Source organism: Brachybacterium sp. SGAir0954 (assembly GCF_005490785.1).
GTDB lineage: Bacteria > Actinomycetota > Actinomycetes > Actinomycetales > Dermabacteraceae > Brachybacterium > Brachybacterium rhamnosum.
The window spans coordinates 680029-693928 of record NZ_CP027295.1; the positions used below are offsets into that span (position 1 = coordinate 680029).

Genomic DNA, 13900 nt, shown 5'->3' on the forward strand with positions numbered 1-13900 from the left:
CCACTACCGTGGCCCCATGGAGACCAGTCCCGCGACCACCCCCTTCACCCCCGGTTTCGGGCTCACGCCGCGGGTGCTCGCCCTGCAGGGCTCCCCGGTCGAGGAGTTCGCGGAGGCCCTCGCCGGCCGCCGCGCCGCCGGGGAGCGCTCCGTGCTCATCGCGGGCGCGCGCGGCGTGGGCAAGACCGTGCTGCTCAGCCAGCTGCGGGACGCGGCCGCGCTCGCCCACTGGCGGACGATCGTGCTGCACACCTCCTCCACCTCGATGGTCGAGGAGCTGCGCGGATCGGCGGCGGACCTGCTGCGCGAGCTGGACCCCGACGCGGAGCAGGTGCGCGCCACCTCCGCCGAGGGCGGCGCCTTCGGCGTCCGCGCCGGGGGCGACGTCGAGTACGTGGACCGCTACGCGGGGGAGAAGGTGCCGCTCGGGCGGCTGCTCGACCGCCTCGCCGCCCTGCTCACGAGTGCGGGCGGCGGCCTGCTGGTGAGCGTGGACGAGGTGCAGTCCGCGGACCGCGACCAGCTCCACGAGGTCGCCCAGCACATGCAGGACCTGATCGGCGAGGGGCACGGTGCGGGCTTCGTCGCCGCGGGCATCCGCGCCGGGGTCGACGAGCTGCTCGCCCACCCCGGCACGACCTTCCTGCGCCGCGCCCACAAGGTCGACGTGGGCGGCGTGGACGTGGGCACCGCCGCCGAGGTGATCCGTCAGACCGTCGCCGACACCGCCCGCTCGATCACCCCCGAGGCCGCGGTGCGCGCCGGCGAGATCTCCCAGGGCTACCCGTATCTCATCCAGGTGATCGGCGCGGAGGCGTGGCAGCGCGCCGGCGACGCCCCGGTCATCGAGGTGGAGGACGTCGAGGCGGCCCGCGCGGCGGCGATCGACGCGATGGTCGTCAACGTCCACGGCCCCGCCCTGCGCGACGTGACCGGCCGCCGCCTGGACTACCTGCTCGCCATGCTCGAGGACCCCGCCGACAGCGCCGTCGCCGACGTCGCCGCGCGGCTGGGCCTCGAGGTGAGCGCCGCGAACGCGCACCGCGGCCGGCTGATCCGCGAGGAGCTGCTCGAGGTGCCGGAGACCGGCCGGGTCGCCTTCGCCCTGCCCTATCTGCGCGAGGCGCTCGAGCGCGTGCGGGAGACCGGCTCGACCCGCCGCCTCGCCGCCCCGGCGCGGGTGGCCCGGCCGGTGCGCCGACCGCGCAGCTGAGGCGCACGGCCCGCTGCCCTCGGGAGGGCATGCGGGAACAGGGGACCCGGCGCCGGAGTTGGGCCCGGCATGACGACACAGGACAGCACCCCCTCGACCATCAGCACCCTCGGCATCATCGGCGCGGGCAACATCGGCAGCCAGGTGGCCCGTGCGGCCATCGGTGCCGGGTACGACGTCGTGATCGCGAACTCCCGCGGGCCCGAGACCCTCGCGGACCTGGTCGCGGAGCTCGGCCCGAAGGCCCGCGCGGCGAGCGCCGCGGAGGCCGGCGAGGCCGGTGACGCGGTCGTCGTCACCGTGCCGCTGCACGCGATCTCGCAGGTCCCCGTCGAGCCGCTCGCGGGGAAGATCGTGCTGGACACGAACAACTACTACTGGGAGCGGGACGGTCGCATCCCCGCCCTCGACGCCGGCGAGACCACCACCTCCCAGCTGCTGCAGGAGCACCTGCCCACCTCGAGGGTCGTGAAGGCCTTCAACCACATCCCCGCCGCGGACATCACGACGGACACGGCGCCCGCGGGCACCCCGGGCCGTCGGGCGCTCGCCGTCTCGAGCGATGACCCGGAGGCGGTGGCCGTCGCGACCCGCCTCTACGACGAGCTGGGCTTCGACGCCGTGGACGTGAGCCCGCTGAGCGAGTCGTGGAGGGTCGAGCGGGACCGTCCCGCCTACGTGGTGCGCCAGACCGCCGAGGAGCTCCGCGCGAACCTGGCCCGGGCGAACCGTCTGCCCTGAGTCTGCGTACGATCGTCCCCATGAGCTCGTCCACCCCCACCCTGCGTCGTCGCAGCTGGGCGCTCTGCGCGCTCTTCCTGCTGCCCGGGCTGTCCCTCGCCGCCTGGGTGACCCGCACCCCGGAGGTGCGGGACCTGCTCGGCGCCTCGACCGCCCAGATGGGACTGGTGCTCTTCGGGCTCTCGCTCGGCTCGATGGCCGGGATTCTCTCCTCCGGGCCGCTCGTCATGCGGCTGGGCACCCGCCCGGTCGCGCTCACGGGCTCCGCGCTCGTCGTGATCGCCCTGCCGATCATCGCCCTCGGCGCCGTGACCGGTCTGCCCTTGCTCACCGGCGCCGGGCTCGCCGTGTTCGGCGCCGGCGTGGGCGGCGGCGAGGTCGCCATGAACGTCGAGGGAGCGGAGGTCGAGCGCCTCGGCGGGCGCTCCTTCCTCCCCGCCCTGCACGGCTCCTTCAGCCTCGGCACCGTGATCGGCGCGGGCCTCGGCATCCTCGCCAACGCCGTGAGCTTCCCCGTCATCGCCCACCTGGGCCTCACCGCCGTCGTCGGCGCCGGTCTGCTGCTGTGGGCCGCTCCGGCGATCCCCGCGGGCACCGGCCGCACCACCCCCGAGGAGCGGGAGGCGCAGGCCGCCGCCCCGAAGGTCGCGCTGCTGGGCGACGTGCGGCTGCTGTTCATCGGCGGCGTGGTGCTCGCCATGGCGCTCGCCGAGGGCACCGCCAACGACTGGCTGCCGCTCGTCATGGTGGACGGCCACGGCTTCGGCGCGACCATGGGCTCGACCGTGTTCGCCCTGTTCGCGGCCGCGATGACCGTGGGCCGCTTCTCCGGCGGGCCGCTCGTCGCGCGCGCCGGCCGGTCCCGGGTGCTCATGGTCAGCGCCCTCTTCGCCGCCCTCGGCCTCACGCTCATCTCCTTCGTGGACAGCCAGGCGGTCGCGGTGCTGGCCGTCGTGCTGTGGGGCCTCGGCGCCTCGCTCGGCTTCCCGCTCGCGCTCTCCGCTGCCGGCGACTCGGGCCCGAACCCCGCCGCACGCGTGGCCCTCGCCTCCACGATCGGCTACCTCGCCTTCCTCGTCGGCCCGCCCACCCTGGGCCTGCTCGGCGAGCACGTGGGCCTGCGCGGCGCCCTCGTGGTCCCGCTCGTCGTGGCGCTCGTCGCCGCGTTCCTCGCGCCGTCCACCGCGGCGCGCCCGTCGGCCGCGCCCGCGGAGCCCGCCGCGGAGCCCGCCGAGCGGGTCTGATCCACCCCGTCGCAGGTCAGGAGGGCATGGCCGACGGGTCGATGCCGAGGAAGTCCAGGCAACGCTCCACGAGCTCCGCGTTCGAGGCGGCGCGCGTGCCGTCGGGCAGGGTGAGCGTGTCCTCGAGACCGATCCGCGTGCCGAGCCCCATCTCGAGGGCCAGCAGCGTCGCCGTCCACGTGGACCGCTCCTCCCCGTGCAGCAGCACCGGCGGGCGCCTCGGCGCCGCCGCGAGCTCCACGAGCACCGCCTCCGCTGCCGGCCGGATCTCCCCCGCGGGGAGGTCCGGCAGCTCCACGAGCGCCCGGTGGCAGCCCGGGGCGAGCGGGGACCGCGCCCAGGCGCGCGCCGCCGCCGGGGACCACAGCCCCGCCTCGACCTCCACCCCGCGCTCGAGGAGCAGTTCGGCCAGCTCGTCGGCCCCCTCCTCGTGCCAGTTCACCGAGACCAGATCCGGCAGCGCCTCCCACGACCGCACCTGCGCGAGCCGCTCCTCGGGGGAGCCCGCCGCCCAGGCGCCCGTCGTCAGCCCGATCCGCACCCCCGGCAGCGCCGCGCGGAAGGCGCCGAGCCAGCGGGCGACGTCCTCCGCGCGCAGGGAGTCCCGGCCGCCGGGCCGCTTCGCGTGCACGTGCACCTCGCCCGCGCCGGCGGCGATCGCGCGGGCGGCGTCGGCCGCGACGATCGCCGGATCCGCGACCAGGGCGGGATGGTCCTCGGGGTTGCGGGCGCCGTTCACGCAGACCGTCAGCAGCATGCGCCGAGCGTAAGGCCCGGGAGCGCGCGGGACGATGGCGGGCGGCGACCGCTCGGCCTACGGTGGAAAGCCCGGGCGAGGAGGCCCATGACCCAGAACCCCGTGCTCAGCTGCACCGCGATCGACGCCCGCGAGCCCCGCGCGCTCGCCGAGTTCTACCGGGTCCTGCTGGGCCTGCACTACCGCCCCGGCGACGAGGCGCCCCCGCCCCGGCGACGAGGCGCCCCCGCCCCCGCAGGCCGACGACACCGACTGGATCGTGCTGCTCGACGACGACGATCGTCGCGTGCTCGCCGTCCAGGCCAAGCCGGACCTGCGCCCCTCCACCTGGCCCAGCGAGGAGGTGCCCATGCAGCTCCACATGGACTTCCGCGTGCCGGACGCCGCCGAGCTCGAGATCCAGCGCGCCCGCGCGGAGCAGCTCGGCGCCCGCCTGCTCATGGACCGCAGCGCCGATCCCCATGAGCCGCTGCACGTCATGGCCGACCCCGATGGGCATCCCTTCTGCCTCCTCGTGGGCTGAGCAGGGAGACCCTCCCCGGCCCGCGACCGACGGGTAGGGTGGCCGCCGCCGGATCCCCGCCCCGGCGGGAAGTGAGCCTCGGTGTACCTCGCACTGAACGTCCTCGGCGTCGCCGTGTTCCTCGGCCTCGGCTGGCTGTTCTCCAAGGACCGCCGCGGCATCCGCTGGAAGTCCGTGGGCCTCATGGTCGCGCTGAACATCGTCATCGCCTGGTTCCTCACGAGCTTCCCCGTCGGCCGGGCCGTCGTGCGCGCCGCGGCGGACGGCTTCGCCTGGCTCGTCGCGATCGCCTACGAGGGCATCAGCTTCGCCCTCCAGGACTGGGTGGGCCCCACCGGCGTGGACCCCGCCCCCGTGAACTTCGTGGTCAGCGCCCTGCTGCCGATCCTGCTGATCGTCCCGCTGTTCGACATCCTCAGCTACATCGGGTTCCTGCCCTGGCTGATCCGCTGGGTGGGCCGCGGCCTCAGCTTCGTGACCCGCCAGCCGCGCTTCGAGACCTTCTTCGCGGTGGAGATGATGTTCCTGGGCAACACGGAGGCGCTCGCCGTCTCCCGCGCGCAGCTGAAGCACATGTCCGCCCAGCGCACCGTCACGATCGCCATGATGTCGATGAGCTGCGTGACCGCCGCCCTGATCGGCGCCTACACGCAGCTCGTGCCGGGCGAGTTCGTGCTCACCGCCGTGCCGCTGAACTGCATCAACGCGCTGCTCGTGGCGAGCCTGCTGTTCCCCGTCGAGGTCCCCGCGGAGGAGGACGTGATCGTCGGCGTGGGCGCCGTCGAGAGCGACACCCCGCAGGCCGCGACGACCGGGGCCGACGTCGCCGCGGCGGACGGCGCCGCCGTCGGCACTGCTGCGGACGCCTCCGACGCGGGGCCGACGGAGCCGACGGGGCCGTCGAAGCCCGCGAAGCCCGAGCGGGAGCCGTTCTTCTCCTTCCTCGGCGACTCGATCCTGGGCGCGGGGAAGATCGTGCTCATCGTGCTCGCGAACGTCATCGCGTTCGTCGCGCTCGCCGGGCTCGTCAACCACCTCCTGGGCCTCATCCACTCGGGGCTGTCGCTGCAGGCGATCCTCGGGATCGTGCTCTTCGTCCCGGCGATGCTGCTGGGCCTGGACCCCGCGACCGCGACCGAGGTCTCGCAGATGATGGGCCTCAAGCTCGTCACCAACGAGTTCGTCGTCATGGGGCAGATCACCGGGGAGGTCGCCGGCTACGACCGTCACCACCAGGCGGTGCTCACGGTCTTCCTGACCTCGTTCGCGAACCTCTCCACGGTGGGCATGATCATCGGCGCCTTCAAGGGGCTCGTGGACCGCGAGAAGAACGACCTCATCTCCCGCAACGTGGGGCGGATGCTGCTCGCCGGCATCCTCGTCTCGCTGCTCTCCGCGGCGCTCGTGGGGCTGTTCGTCTGGTGACCCTGCGGGTGCTCAGCGGCTGCTGATCACCCTGCGTCGATCACCCCTGGCTGATCACCACGCGTAGGCCTCGGGGGCCGCGCCGCCGGGGCCGGGGAAGATCTCGTCGATCGCGGCGAGGTCCTCCTCGGTCAGCTCGATCTCGAAGGCGCCGAGCGCCGAGTCCAGCTGCTCCATGGTGCGCGGGCCGATGATCGGGCCCAGCACGCCGGGTCGGTGCAGGAGCCAGGCGAGCGCCGCTTGCCCGGGCGCGAGGTCCCGCTCCGCGCAGAACGCCTCCCAGCGGTCCAGCTGCGCGGTGAGGTCGGCGTCGGCCGGGTCGTGGCGACGGTCAGCGCCGCCGCGCCGCACGCCCTTCTCGCTGCGGCCGCCCAGCTTCCCGCCGGAGAGCGGCGACCACGGGATGACGCCCAGGCCGTAGTGCTCCGCGGCCGGCAGCACCTCGAGCTCCACGTCCCGGGAGAGCAGGTTGTACAGCGACTGCTCGGAGACCAGGCCCAGGGAGCCGCGCCGGGCGGCCGTCTCGCTGGCCCGGGCGAGGTGCCAGCCAGCGAAGTTCGAGGAGCCCACGTAGCTGATCTTCCCCTGCGCGACCAGCAGGTCCATCGCCTGCCAGATCTCCTCCCAGGGCGTCGACCGGTCCACGTGGTGCATCTGGTAGAGGTCGATGTGGTCCGTCTGCAGGCGCCGGAGGGACGCGTCCACCGCGCGGCGGATGTTCAGCGCGGAGAGCCCGCGGTCGTTCGCGCCGGGCCCCATCTCGCCGTACACCTTCGTAGCGAGCACGATCTCGTCGCGCCGCCCGGAGGAGGCGAGCCAGCGGCCCACGATCTCCTCGGTCCAGCCGCGATGCTCCGCGCCGCCGTACACGTTCGCGGTGTCGACGAAGGTGACGCCCTGGTCCACGGCGCGATCCATGATCGCGAAGGCGTCCTCCTCCGTGGTGTGCGGGCCGAAGTTCATGGTGCCGAGCACGAGCCGGGAGACGGTCGCGCCGGTGCGTCCGAGCTGGGAGTACTGCATCTCTGGATCACTCCTCGTAGGGGTGGCGGGGCCGCGGGAGGGAGGCCGGTCACGCCGTGGGAAACCCTATTCCGGCCCCGCAGTGGTGGCCAGGGAGGGGCGAGGGGTGGTCGCGACGGCGCGTGGCGCTGCGGGCCGAGCGCGGGCGTCGACAGCCCGCCGGGGATCCGGAAGGATCGGAGCACCGCCCGCCGATCACAGGAGATCCCATGGCCCACCAGCTCGACCCGACCCCCGCCGTGCACACCTGGTCGCTGTTCCGCACGATGGGCCGCTATGTCGCCCCGGGATCGGCGCCCTCGGGGGTGCTGACGGAGAACACCGAGGGCGGCGGGCTGCCGCTGCTCGAGCTGCCCGGTGAGCTCGCGGCGCACGGCTTCCGCAGCGCGCAGCTGTGCCACTTCTACCTCCCGAGCACGGAGGATGCGTACCTCGGTGAGCTGCGCTCGGCCTTCGACGAGGCGGGCGTGGACCTCGAGTGCTTCCTCGTGGACGACGGCGACCTCGTCGACCCGGACCGGGGCACGGAGCAGCGGGCGTGGATCTCCGGCTGGATCGACGTGGCCGAGCGCCTGGGTGCGCCGCGCGTGCGGGTGCCCGCGGGGGATCGCGCGCCGAGCGAGGAGACGCTGAGGGCGAGCGCGGAGGGGCTGCGGGCGCTCGCCGCGGAGCATTCGGGGGTCCGTGTGCTCACCGAGAACTGGAAGTCCCTGCTCGTGGACGAGAAGGCCGTGCGCCGCCTGCTCGAGCAGGTCGAGGGCGAGGTGGGCCTGCTCATCGACACCGGCAACTGGGACGACGAGGAGAAGTACCGCCGGATCGGCGCGGTCGCCGGCGTGGCGGAGTGCTCGCAGGTCAAGGCGCGGGAGTCCGCTCCCGGGGTGATCGACGAGGAGGATCTGCAGCGCTCCCTCGCGGTGCTGCGGGAGGTCGAGTACGGCGGGAGGCTGTCCCTCGTCTACGCCGGGACGGACGACGACGAATGGGGTCGCCTCGCGAAGCTGCGGGAGATCGCGGCGCGCGAGATCGGCTGAGCCTCCGGGGAAGGGGAGGCGTGTTCGCCGTCGACGGACCCGCACCCCTTCCCTAATACCCTTAGGGGGTATAGCTTCGCGGCATGGACGCACAGCGGAGGATGCCGTCGGAGCACGCGGAGCACGCGGAGCACGCGGAGCACGACTCGCACGCCGGTCACGACATGCACGCCGGTCACGACATGCACGCCGGGCACGACATGCATGCGGGCCATGACATGCACGGAGGGCATGGCGGGCACGGCGACCATGTCGGCCGGTTCCGTCGGCTGTTCTGGATCATGCTCGCCCTCGCGGTGCCCGTCGTGGCTCTCTCGCCCATGTTCGCGGACCTCCTCGGCTACCCGCTGCCGCAGGTCCCGGGGCTGCGCGGGGTCGCGCCGGTGCTCGGCACCGTCATGTACGTCTGGGGCGGTCGGCCCTTCCTCGCGGGTGCCGCCTCGGAGCTGCGCACCCGCCGCCCCGGGATGATGCTGCTCATCGCGCTCGCGATCACCGTCGCGTTCCTCGCCTCCTGGGGCGCGACGCTGGGCCTGCTCCACCACGAGCTCGAGTTCTGGTGGGAGCTCGCCCTGCTCATCGTCATCATGCTGCTGGGCCACTGGATCGAGATGCGCTCCCTCGCGCAGACCTCCTCCGCGCTCGACTCCCTCGCCGCCCTCCTGCCCGACGAGGCCGAGCGGATCGAGGAGGAGCAGGTGGTCCCCGTGAGCCTCGCGGATCTGCGCCCCGGTGACCTCGTCCTCGTGCGGCCCGGCGCCGCGATCCCTGCCGACGGCAGCGTCGCGAGCGGCCGCGCCGAGGTCGACGAGTCCATGGTCACCGGCGAGTCCCGCCCCGTGGAGCGCTCCGCCGGGGACAGGGTCGTCGCGGGCACCGTCGCGACGGACTCGAACCTGCGCATCGAGGTCACCGCGACCGGGGAGGACACGGCGCTCGCCGGGATCCGCCGGCTCGTCGCCGAGGCCCAGGCCTCCACCTCGCGCGCCCAGCGCGTGGCGGACACGGCCGCCGCCTGGCTGTTCTGGTTCGCTCTCGGCGCGGCCGTGATCACCGCGATCGTCTGGTCGCTGCTCGGCATGCCCGACGAGGCCGTGATCCGCACGGTCACCGTGCTCGTCATCGCCTGCCCCCACGCCCTGGGCCTCGCGATCCCGCTGGTCGTCGCCATCGCGACCGAGCGCGCGGCCCGCGGCGGCGTGCTCGTCACCGACCGCCTCGCCCTCGAGGCGATGCGCACCGTGGACACCGTGCTCATGGACAAGACCGGCACCCTCACCCGCGGCGAGCCCGCCCTCACCGAGGTCCTCGCGGCGTCGGGCGCCGGGCTCGACGAGCCGCAGCTGCTGGCCCTCGCGGCCGCCGCGGAGGCGGAGAGCGAGCACCCGCTCGCCCGCGCCGTCCTCGAGCGCGCCGAGCGCGACGGCCTCGCGGTCCCGGCGGGCACCGACCGCAGCTCGACCCCCGCGCTCGGCGTGAGCGCCCGCGTGGACGGGCACGAACTCCGGGTGGGCGGGCCGCGCCTGCTCGAGGAGTCCGGGCTCGACCCGCTGCCCGGCACCGCCGCCTGGCGGGAGGAGGGCGCGATCGTCCTGCACGTTCTGCGGGACGGGGAGGTCGCCGGGGCCCTGCGGCTCGCCGACGCCGTGCGCGAGGAGTCCCGTGAGGCGGTCGAGGCGCTGCACGCCCTCGACATCGAGGTCGTCATGATCACCGGCGACGCGCGCTCCGTCGCTGAGCGCGTGGGCACGGAGCTCGGGATCGACCGGGTCCTCGCCGAGGTGCGGCCCGAGGACAAGGAGCAGGCGGTCGCCTCCCTCCAGGCCGAGGGGCGGAAGGTCGCGATGGTGGGCGACGGCGTGAACGACGCCCCGGCCCTCGCCCGGGCCGACGTCGGCATCGCGATCGGCGCCGGGACCGACGTCGCGATCGCCTCCGCCGGGGTGGTGCTCGCGAGCTCCGACCCACGCTCGGTGCTCTCCGTCATCGCGCTCTCCCGGGCCGCGTACCGCAAGATGCGTCAGAACCTCTGGTGGGCGGCGGGCTACAACCTGCTGTCCGTGCCGCTCGCCGCGGGGGTGCTCGCCCCGATCGGTGTCGTCATGCCGATGTCCGTGGGCGCGCTGCTGATGTCCGCCTCGACCGTGGTGGTGGCGCTGAACGCGCAGCTGCTGCGGCGCCTGGACCTGCGTCCCGCCGCAGGCGTCGCCGCCGCCCTCGCGCGCCGGTGACCACGGAGCGGGGTGTCGCTCACCGGTGGCTGGGGCGCGCGTCGCTCGAGGGTGGTCGGGATGGCCGGTGCGGCCGGCGCGGTGGGTGGGGTGGCGACGCTCCAGGAGTGGTCGCGAAACGAGCCATGGCCGTCGGGAATCGATCGGTGGTGGCGTCACGGCGAACGGCTCGTTTCCGCGCCACCTCTGGAGCGTGGTGACACCCCCACCTGACCTGCGCGCCGGCCCGTCCGGTGGTGGGGGCCCCACGGGTTGACACATACCCCGTAGGGGTATAAATTGCTCCTAGGGTGGGTACCCAGGAGGGGTTCCCCGCATGATCGACGAAGGAGGCCCACGATGGCTGCACAGGAGTACCAGGTGACCGGGATGACCTGCGGGCACTGCGAGATGTCCGTGCGCGAGGAGGTCGGCGAGATCCCCGGCGTCACCGACGTCCAGGTGAGCCACCAGACCGGCAGGCTCGTCGTCACCGCCGAGTCGCCCCTCGAGGACACGGCCGTCATCGGCGCCGTCGAGGAAGCCGGCTACACCGCCGTCCCCGCCTGATCGGCGCCGCCCGCTCGGCACGCCGCGACCTCGCACAGCCCACACGCACAGCAGGACAGGAGCACCATGGACAGCCGCGCCCCGCTCATCGCCGACTCCGGCATCGAGCTCGAGATCGGCGGGATGACCTGCGCCTCCTGTGCGAACCGGATCGAGCGCAAGCTCAACAAGCTCGACGGCGTGAGCGCCACGGTCAACTACGCCACCGAGAAGGCGAAGGTCACCGCGCCCAGCGGCTACGACCCGCAGCTGCTCGTCGCCGAGATCGAGAAGGCCGGGTACACCGCCGCCCTCCCCGCGCCCCCGGCGCCGGAGGCCGACGACGCCGCGGAGGCGGGGGACCCCGAGCTGCGGTCCCTGCGCCAGCGGCTCATCGGCGCGGCCGTGCTCACCGTGCCCGTCATCGCCCTCGCGATGATCCCCGCCCTGCAGTTCGAGTACTGGCAGTGGCTGTCCCTCACCCTCGCCGCCCCCGTCATCACCTGGGGTGCCTGGCCCTTCCACAAGGCCGCGCTGACCAACCTCCGCCACGGCGCCGCCACCATGGACACGCTCATCTCGATGGGCACCTCCGCGGCGTTCCTGTGGTCCCTGTACGCACTGTTCCTCGGCACCGCCGGCATGCCCGGCATGACCCACGGCTTCTCCCTCACGATCGCGCCGTCGGACGGCGCCGGGAACATCTACCTCGAGGTGGGTGCCGGCGTCACCCTGTTCATCCTCGCCGGCCGCTACTTCGAGAAGCGCTCCAAGCGGCAGGCCGGCGCCGCCCTGCGGGCCCTGCTCGAGCTCGGCGCGAAGGACGTCGCCGTGCTGCGGGACGGCACCGAGGTGCGCGTGCCCATCGCGCAGCTCGCCGTCGGCGACGAGTTCGTCGTGCGCCCCGGGGAGACCATCGCGACGGACGGCGTCGTCGTCTCCGGCACCTCCGCCGTGGACGCCTCGATGCTCACCGGCGAGTCCGTCCCCGTCGAGGTCGGGGAGGGGGACGCCGTCACCGGCGCGACCGTCAACGCGGGCGGCCGGCTCGTGGTCCGCGCCACCCGGATCGGCTCCGAGACCCAGCTCGCCCGCATGGCGCGGCTCGTCGAGGACGCCCAGACCGGCAAGGCCGAGGTGCAGCGCCTCGCGGACCGCATCTCCGGCGTGTTCGTGCCGATCGTCATCGCGATCGCCCTGGTCACCCTCGGCGCCTGGCTGATCGCCGGGTTCCCCGCGAGCGCCGCCTTCACCGCCGCCGTCGCCGTGCTCGTCATCGCCTGCCCCTGCGCCCTCGGCCTCGCCACGCCCACCGCCCTGCTCGTCGGCACCGGCCGCGGCGCCCAGCTGGGCGTGCTCATCAAGGGCCCCGAGGTGCTCGAGTCCACCCGCGCGGTGGACACCGTCGTCCTCGACAAGACCGGCACCGTCACCACCGGCCGCATGACCCTCACCGACGTCGTCACCGCGCCCGGCACCGACCGCGCCGAGCTGCTGCGCCGCGCGGGCGCCCTCGAGCACGCCTCCGAGCACCCCATCGCCCGCGCGATCGCCGCCGGCGCCGCCGAGGAGGCCGGGCCCCTGCCCGAGGTCACCGGCTTCACGAACCTCGAGGGCCGCGGCGTGCGCGGCACCGTCGAGGGCCACGAGGTCACCGTGGGCCGCGCGAGCCTGATCGACGACTCCGCCGCCGGCCTCCCCGTTGATCTCGCCGCCGCGAAGGCCGACGCCGAGGCGCAGGGCCGCACCGTCGTCGCCGTCGCCTGGGACGGCGCGGCCCGCGGCCTGCTCGTCCTCGCCGACGCCGTAAAGCCCACGAGCGCCGAGGCGATCCGCGGCCTGAAGGACCTGGGCCTCACCCCCGTGCTCCTCACCGGCGACAACACCGCCGTCGCCCGGCAGGTCGCCGCCGAGGTCGGCATCGAGCAGGTCGTCGCCGAGGTGCTCCCCGAGGACAAGGTCGACGTCATCACCCGTCTCCAGGGGGAGGGGAAGGTCGTCGCGATGATCGGCGACGGCGTCAACGACGCCCCTGCCCTCGCCCAGGCGGACCTCGGCCTCGCGATGGGCACCGGCACCGACGTCGCGATCGAGGCGGCCGACGTCACCCTCGTGCGCGGCGACCTCCGCAGCGCGGTCGACGCGATCCGCCTCTCCCGCCGCACCCTGCGCACCATCAAGGTGAACCTCTTCTGGGCCTTCGCCTACAACGTCGCGGCGATCCCGCTCGCCGCGCTGGGCCTGCTGAACCCGATGCTCGCCGGCGCCGCCATGGCGTTCTCGAGCGTGTTCGTGGTGGGCAACAGCCTGCGCCTGCGCGGCTTCCGCTCCGTCATCCCGCGCTGAGCGACGGGGCCGACGGCAGGACCCAGCTGGTGCGCTGATCCTCCGTGCCCGGCGGCGCTGCGCTCAGCCCTTCTCGAGGTGCTCCTCGATGAGCGCGGAGACCTGCGCCGGGCGGTCCTGGTTCGCGTTGTGCGCGGCGCCCGCGACCACCTCGAGCCGCACCTGCGGGTCCCGCTCCGCGAGGCGTCGCAGGGCCGCGGCGATGTTCCCCGAGCGGTCGCGCTCGCCGAGGACCGCGAGCACGGGCACGGGGAGCCGGTAGGCGGGATCCGGGGTCAGCGCCTCCCGCCAGAAGTCCATGACCTCCGCGAAGGCCTCCCGGCCGATGGCCTCGAGCCGCTGCCGCACGTAGGCGCGGGTGGCGGGCTCGGCGCCGCAGGCGCGCGCGGAGGCGGCGAGCGTCCAGCCCCACGGCAGCGACCGCAGCACCGGGCCCGTGCTGCGCAGGGCGAGCACGTCGCCGCGGCGCAGCGGGCCGTGGTTGTCCGTGCAGTCCACGAGCACGGCGCGGCGCGCGAGGGCCGGGTCCCGGGCGATCAGGGTCTGGGCGAGGTTCCCGCCGAGCGACTGGCCCACGAGGGTGACGTCGGCGCCGGCGAGAGGAGCGAGCAGCGCCTCGATGTCCGCGAGCGCCGCGCCGTAGCGGAACGGGCCCGCGACGGCCGAGCGCCCGTGCCCGGGCAGGTCCGGGCAGAGCACTCCCACCCCCGGCGGCAGGGCCTCGACCTGGGCGTCGAACATGGCGCCGTCCATGCCGGCCCCGTGCAGGAGCACCACCCAGCGACCGTCGGCCGATTCCCGCCTGCGCACGTGCAGCGCCGCCATCGGATCCCCC

The 13900-nt window shown here is 74.3% G+C and carries 12 protein-coding genes; 9 read left to right on the forward strand and 3 right to left on the reverse strand.

The window, feature by feature from the left end; translation table 11 throughout:
- The first annotated feature begins 16 nt into the window (after nt 1-16).
- From C1N80_RS02980 to C1N80_RS02990, 3 genes are all read left to right on the forward strand, one after another.
- Nucleotides 17-1213, forward strand: coding sequence for an ATP-binding protein (locus tag C1N80_RS02980; RefSeq protein ID WP_137769418.1), 1197 nt, complete (start codon nt 17-19; stop codon nt 1211-1213).
- A gap of 99 nt (nt 1214-1312) precedes the next feature.
- Nucleotides 1313-1954: an NADPH-dependent F420 reductase gene (locus C1N80_RS02985; protein WP_137771621.1), complete on the forward strand. Its 642-nt coding sequence runs from the start codon at nt 1313-1315 to the stop codon at nt 1952-1954.
- 20 nt (nt 1955-1974) lie between these two features.
- The gene (locus tag C1N80_RS02990) at nt 1975-3198 is read left to right on the forward strand and encodes an MFS transporter (protein ID WP_137769419.1); all 1224 of its coding nucleotides are present in this window, start codon (nt 1975-1977) and stop codon (nt 3196-3198) included.
- 16 nt (nt 3199-3214) lie between these two features.
- Here C1N80_RS02990 and C1N80_RS02995 read toward each other — a convergent pair whose 3' ends face one another.
- Nucleotides 3215-3955 carry a 3-keto-5-aminohexanoate cleavage protein gene (locus tag C1N80_RS02995; protein ID WP_137769420.1) on the reverse strand — a complete coding sequence of 247 codons (741 nt, stop codon included), beginning with the start codon at nt 3953-3955 and terminating at the stop codon, nt 3215-3217.
- Nucleotides 3956-4214: 259 nt separating this feature from the next.
- Here C1N80_RS02995 and C1N80_RS15725 point away from each other — a divergent pair, with 259 nt between their 5' ends.
- Complete coding sequence (locus tag C1N80_RS15725) at nt 4215-4478, forward strand: VOC family protein (RefSeq protein ID WP_240811211.1); 264 nt, start codon at nt 4215-4217, stop codon at nt 4476-4478.
- A gap of 81 nt (nt 4479-4559) precedes the next feature.
- Nucleotides 4560-5903 carry a NupC/NupG family nucleoside CNT transporter gene (locus tag C1N80_RS03005; RefSeq protein WP_137769421.1) on the forward strand — a complete coding sequence of 448 codons (1344 nt, stop codon included), beginning with the start codon at nt 4560-4562 and terminating at the stop codon, nt 5901-5903.
- Nucleotides 5904-5957: 54 nt separating this feature from the next.
- Here C1N80_RS03005 and C1N80_RS03010 read toward each other — a convergent pair whose 3' ends face one another.
- Nucleotides 5958-6926, reverse strand: coding sequence for an aldo/keto reductase (locus C1N80_RS03010; RefSeq protein ID WP_137769422.1), 969 nt, complete (start codon nt 6924-6926; stop codon nt 5958-5960).
- Nucleotides 6927-7135: 209 nt separating this feature from the next.
- Here C1N80_RS03010 and C1N80_RS03015 point away from each other — a divergent pair, with 209 nt between their 5' ends.
- The 4 genes from C1N80_RS03015 (at nt 7136) to C1N80_RS03030 (ending at nt 13065) form a co-directional block, all read left to right on the forward strand.
- On the forward strand, nt 7136-7960 hold the full coding sequence (locus C1N80_RS03015; RefSeq protein ID WP_137769423.1) for a sugar phosphate isomerase/epimerase: 825 nt from the start codon (nt 7136-7138) through the stop codon (nt 7958-7960).
- A gap of 83 nt (nt 7961-8043) precedes the next feature.
- A complete protein-coding gene (locus tag C1N80_RS03020; RefSeq protein ID WP_370297185.1) occupies nt 8044-10191 on the forward strand; it encodes a heavy metal translocating P-type ATPase in 2148 nt (715 codons plus the stop codon).
- A 339-nt stretch (nt 10192-10530) separates the two neighbouring features.
- A complete protein-coding gene (locus C1N80_RS03025) occupies nt 10531-10740 on the forward strand; it encodes a heavy-metal-associated domain-containing protein (protein WP_137769424.1) in 210 nt (69 codons plus the stop codon).
- A 66-nt stretch (nt 10741-10806) separates the two neighbouring features.
- A complete protein-coding gene (locus C1N80_RS03030) occupies nt 10807-13065 on the forward strand; it encodes a cation-translocating P-type ATPase (protein WP_137769425.1) in 2259 nt (752 codons plus the stop codon).
- A 63-nt stretch (nt 13066-13128) separates the two neighbouring features.
- Here the strand turns inward: C1N80_RS03030 and C1N80_RS03035 are convergent, their stop codons facing one another.
- Nucleotides 13129-13890, reverse strand: a complete 762-nt coding sequence (locus tag C1N80_RS03035; RefSeq protein ID WP_137769426.1) for an alpha/beta fold hydrolase — start codon at nt 13888-13890, stop codon at nt 13129-13131.
- Nucleotides 13891-13900 lie beyond the last annotated feature (10 nt).

Excerpts from the sequence above, each read along its gene's own strand:
- C1N80_RS02980 (WP_137769418.1), top strand. The coding sequence starts at position 17 with ATGGAGACCAGTCCCGCGACCACCCCCTTCACCCCCGGTTTCGGGCTC.
- C1N80_RS02990 (WP_137769419.1), top strand. The coding sequence starts at position 1,975 with ATGAGCTCGTCCACCCCCACCCTGCGTCGTCGCAGCTGGGCGCTCTGC.
- C1N80_RS02995 (WP_137769420.1), bottom strand. The coding sequence starts at position 3,955 with ATGCTGCTGACGGTCTGCGTGAACGGCGCCCGCAACCCCGAGGACCAT.
- C1N80_RS03010 (WP_137769422.1), bottom strand. The coding sequence starts at position 6,926 with ATGCAGTACTCCCAGCTCGGACGCACCGGCGCGACCGTCTCCCGGCTC.
- C1N80_RS03015 (WP_137769423.1), top strand. The coding sequence starts at position 7,136 with ATGGCCCACCAGCTCGACCCGACCCCCGCCGTGCACACCTGGTCGCTG.
- C1N80_RS03020 (WP_370297185.1), top strand. The coding sequence starts at position 8,044 with ATGGACGCACAGCGGAGGATGCCGTCGGAGCACGCGGAGCACGCGGAG.
- C1N80_RS03025 (WP_137769424.1), top strand. The coding sequence starts at position 10,531 with ATGGCTGCACAGGAGTACCAGGTGACCGGGATGACCTGCGGGCACTGC.
- C1N80_RS03030 (WP_137769425.1), top strand. The coding sequence starts at position 10,807 with ATGGACAGCCGCGCCCCGCTCATCGCCGACTCCGGCATCGAGCTCGAG.
- C1N80_RS03035 (WP_137769426.1), bottom strand. The coding sequence starts at position 13,890 with ATGGCGGCGCTGCACGTGCGCAGGCGGGAATCGGCCGACGGTCGCTGG.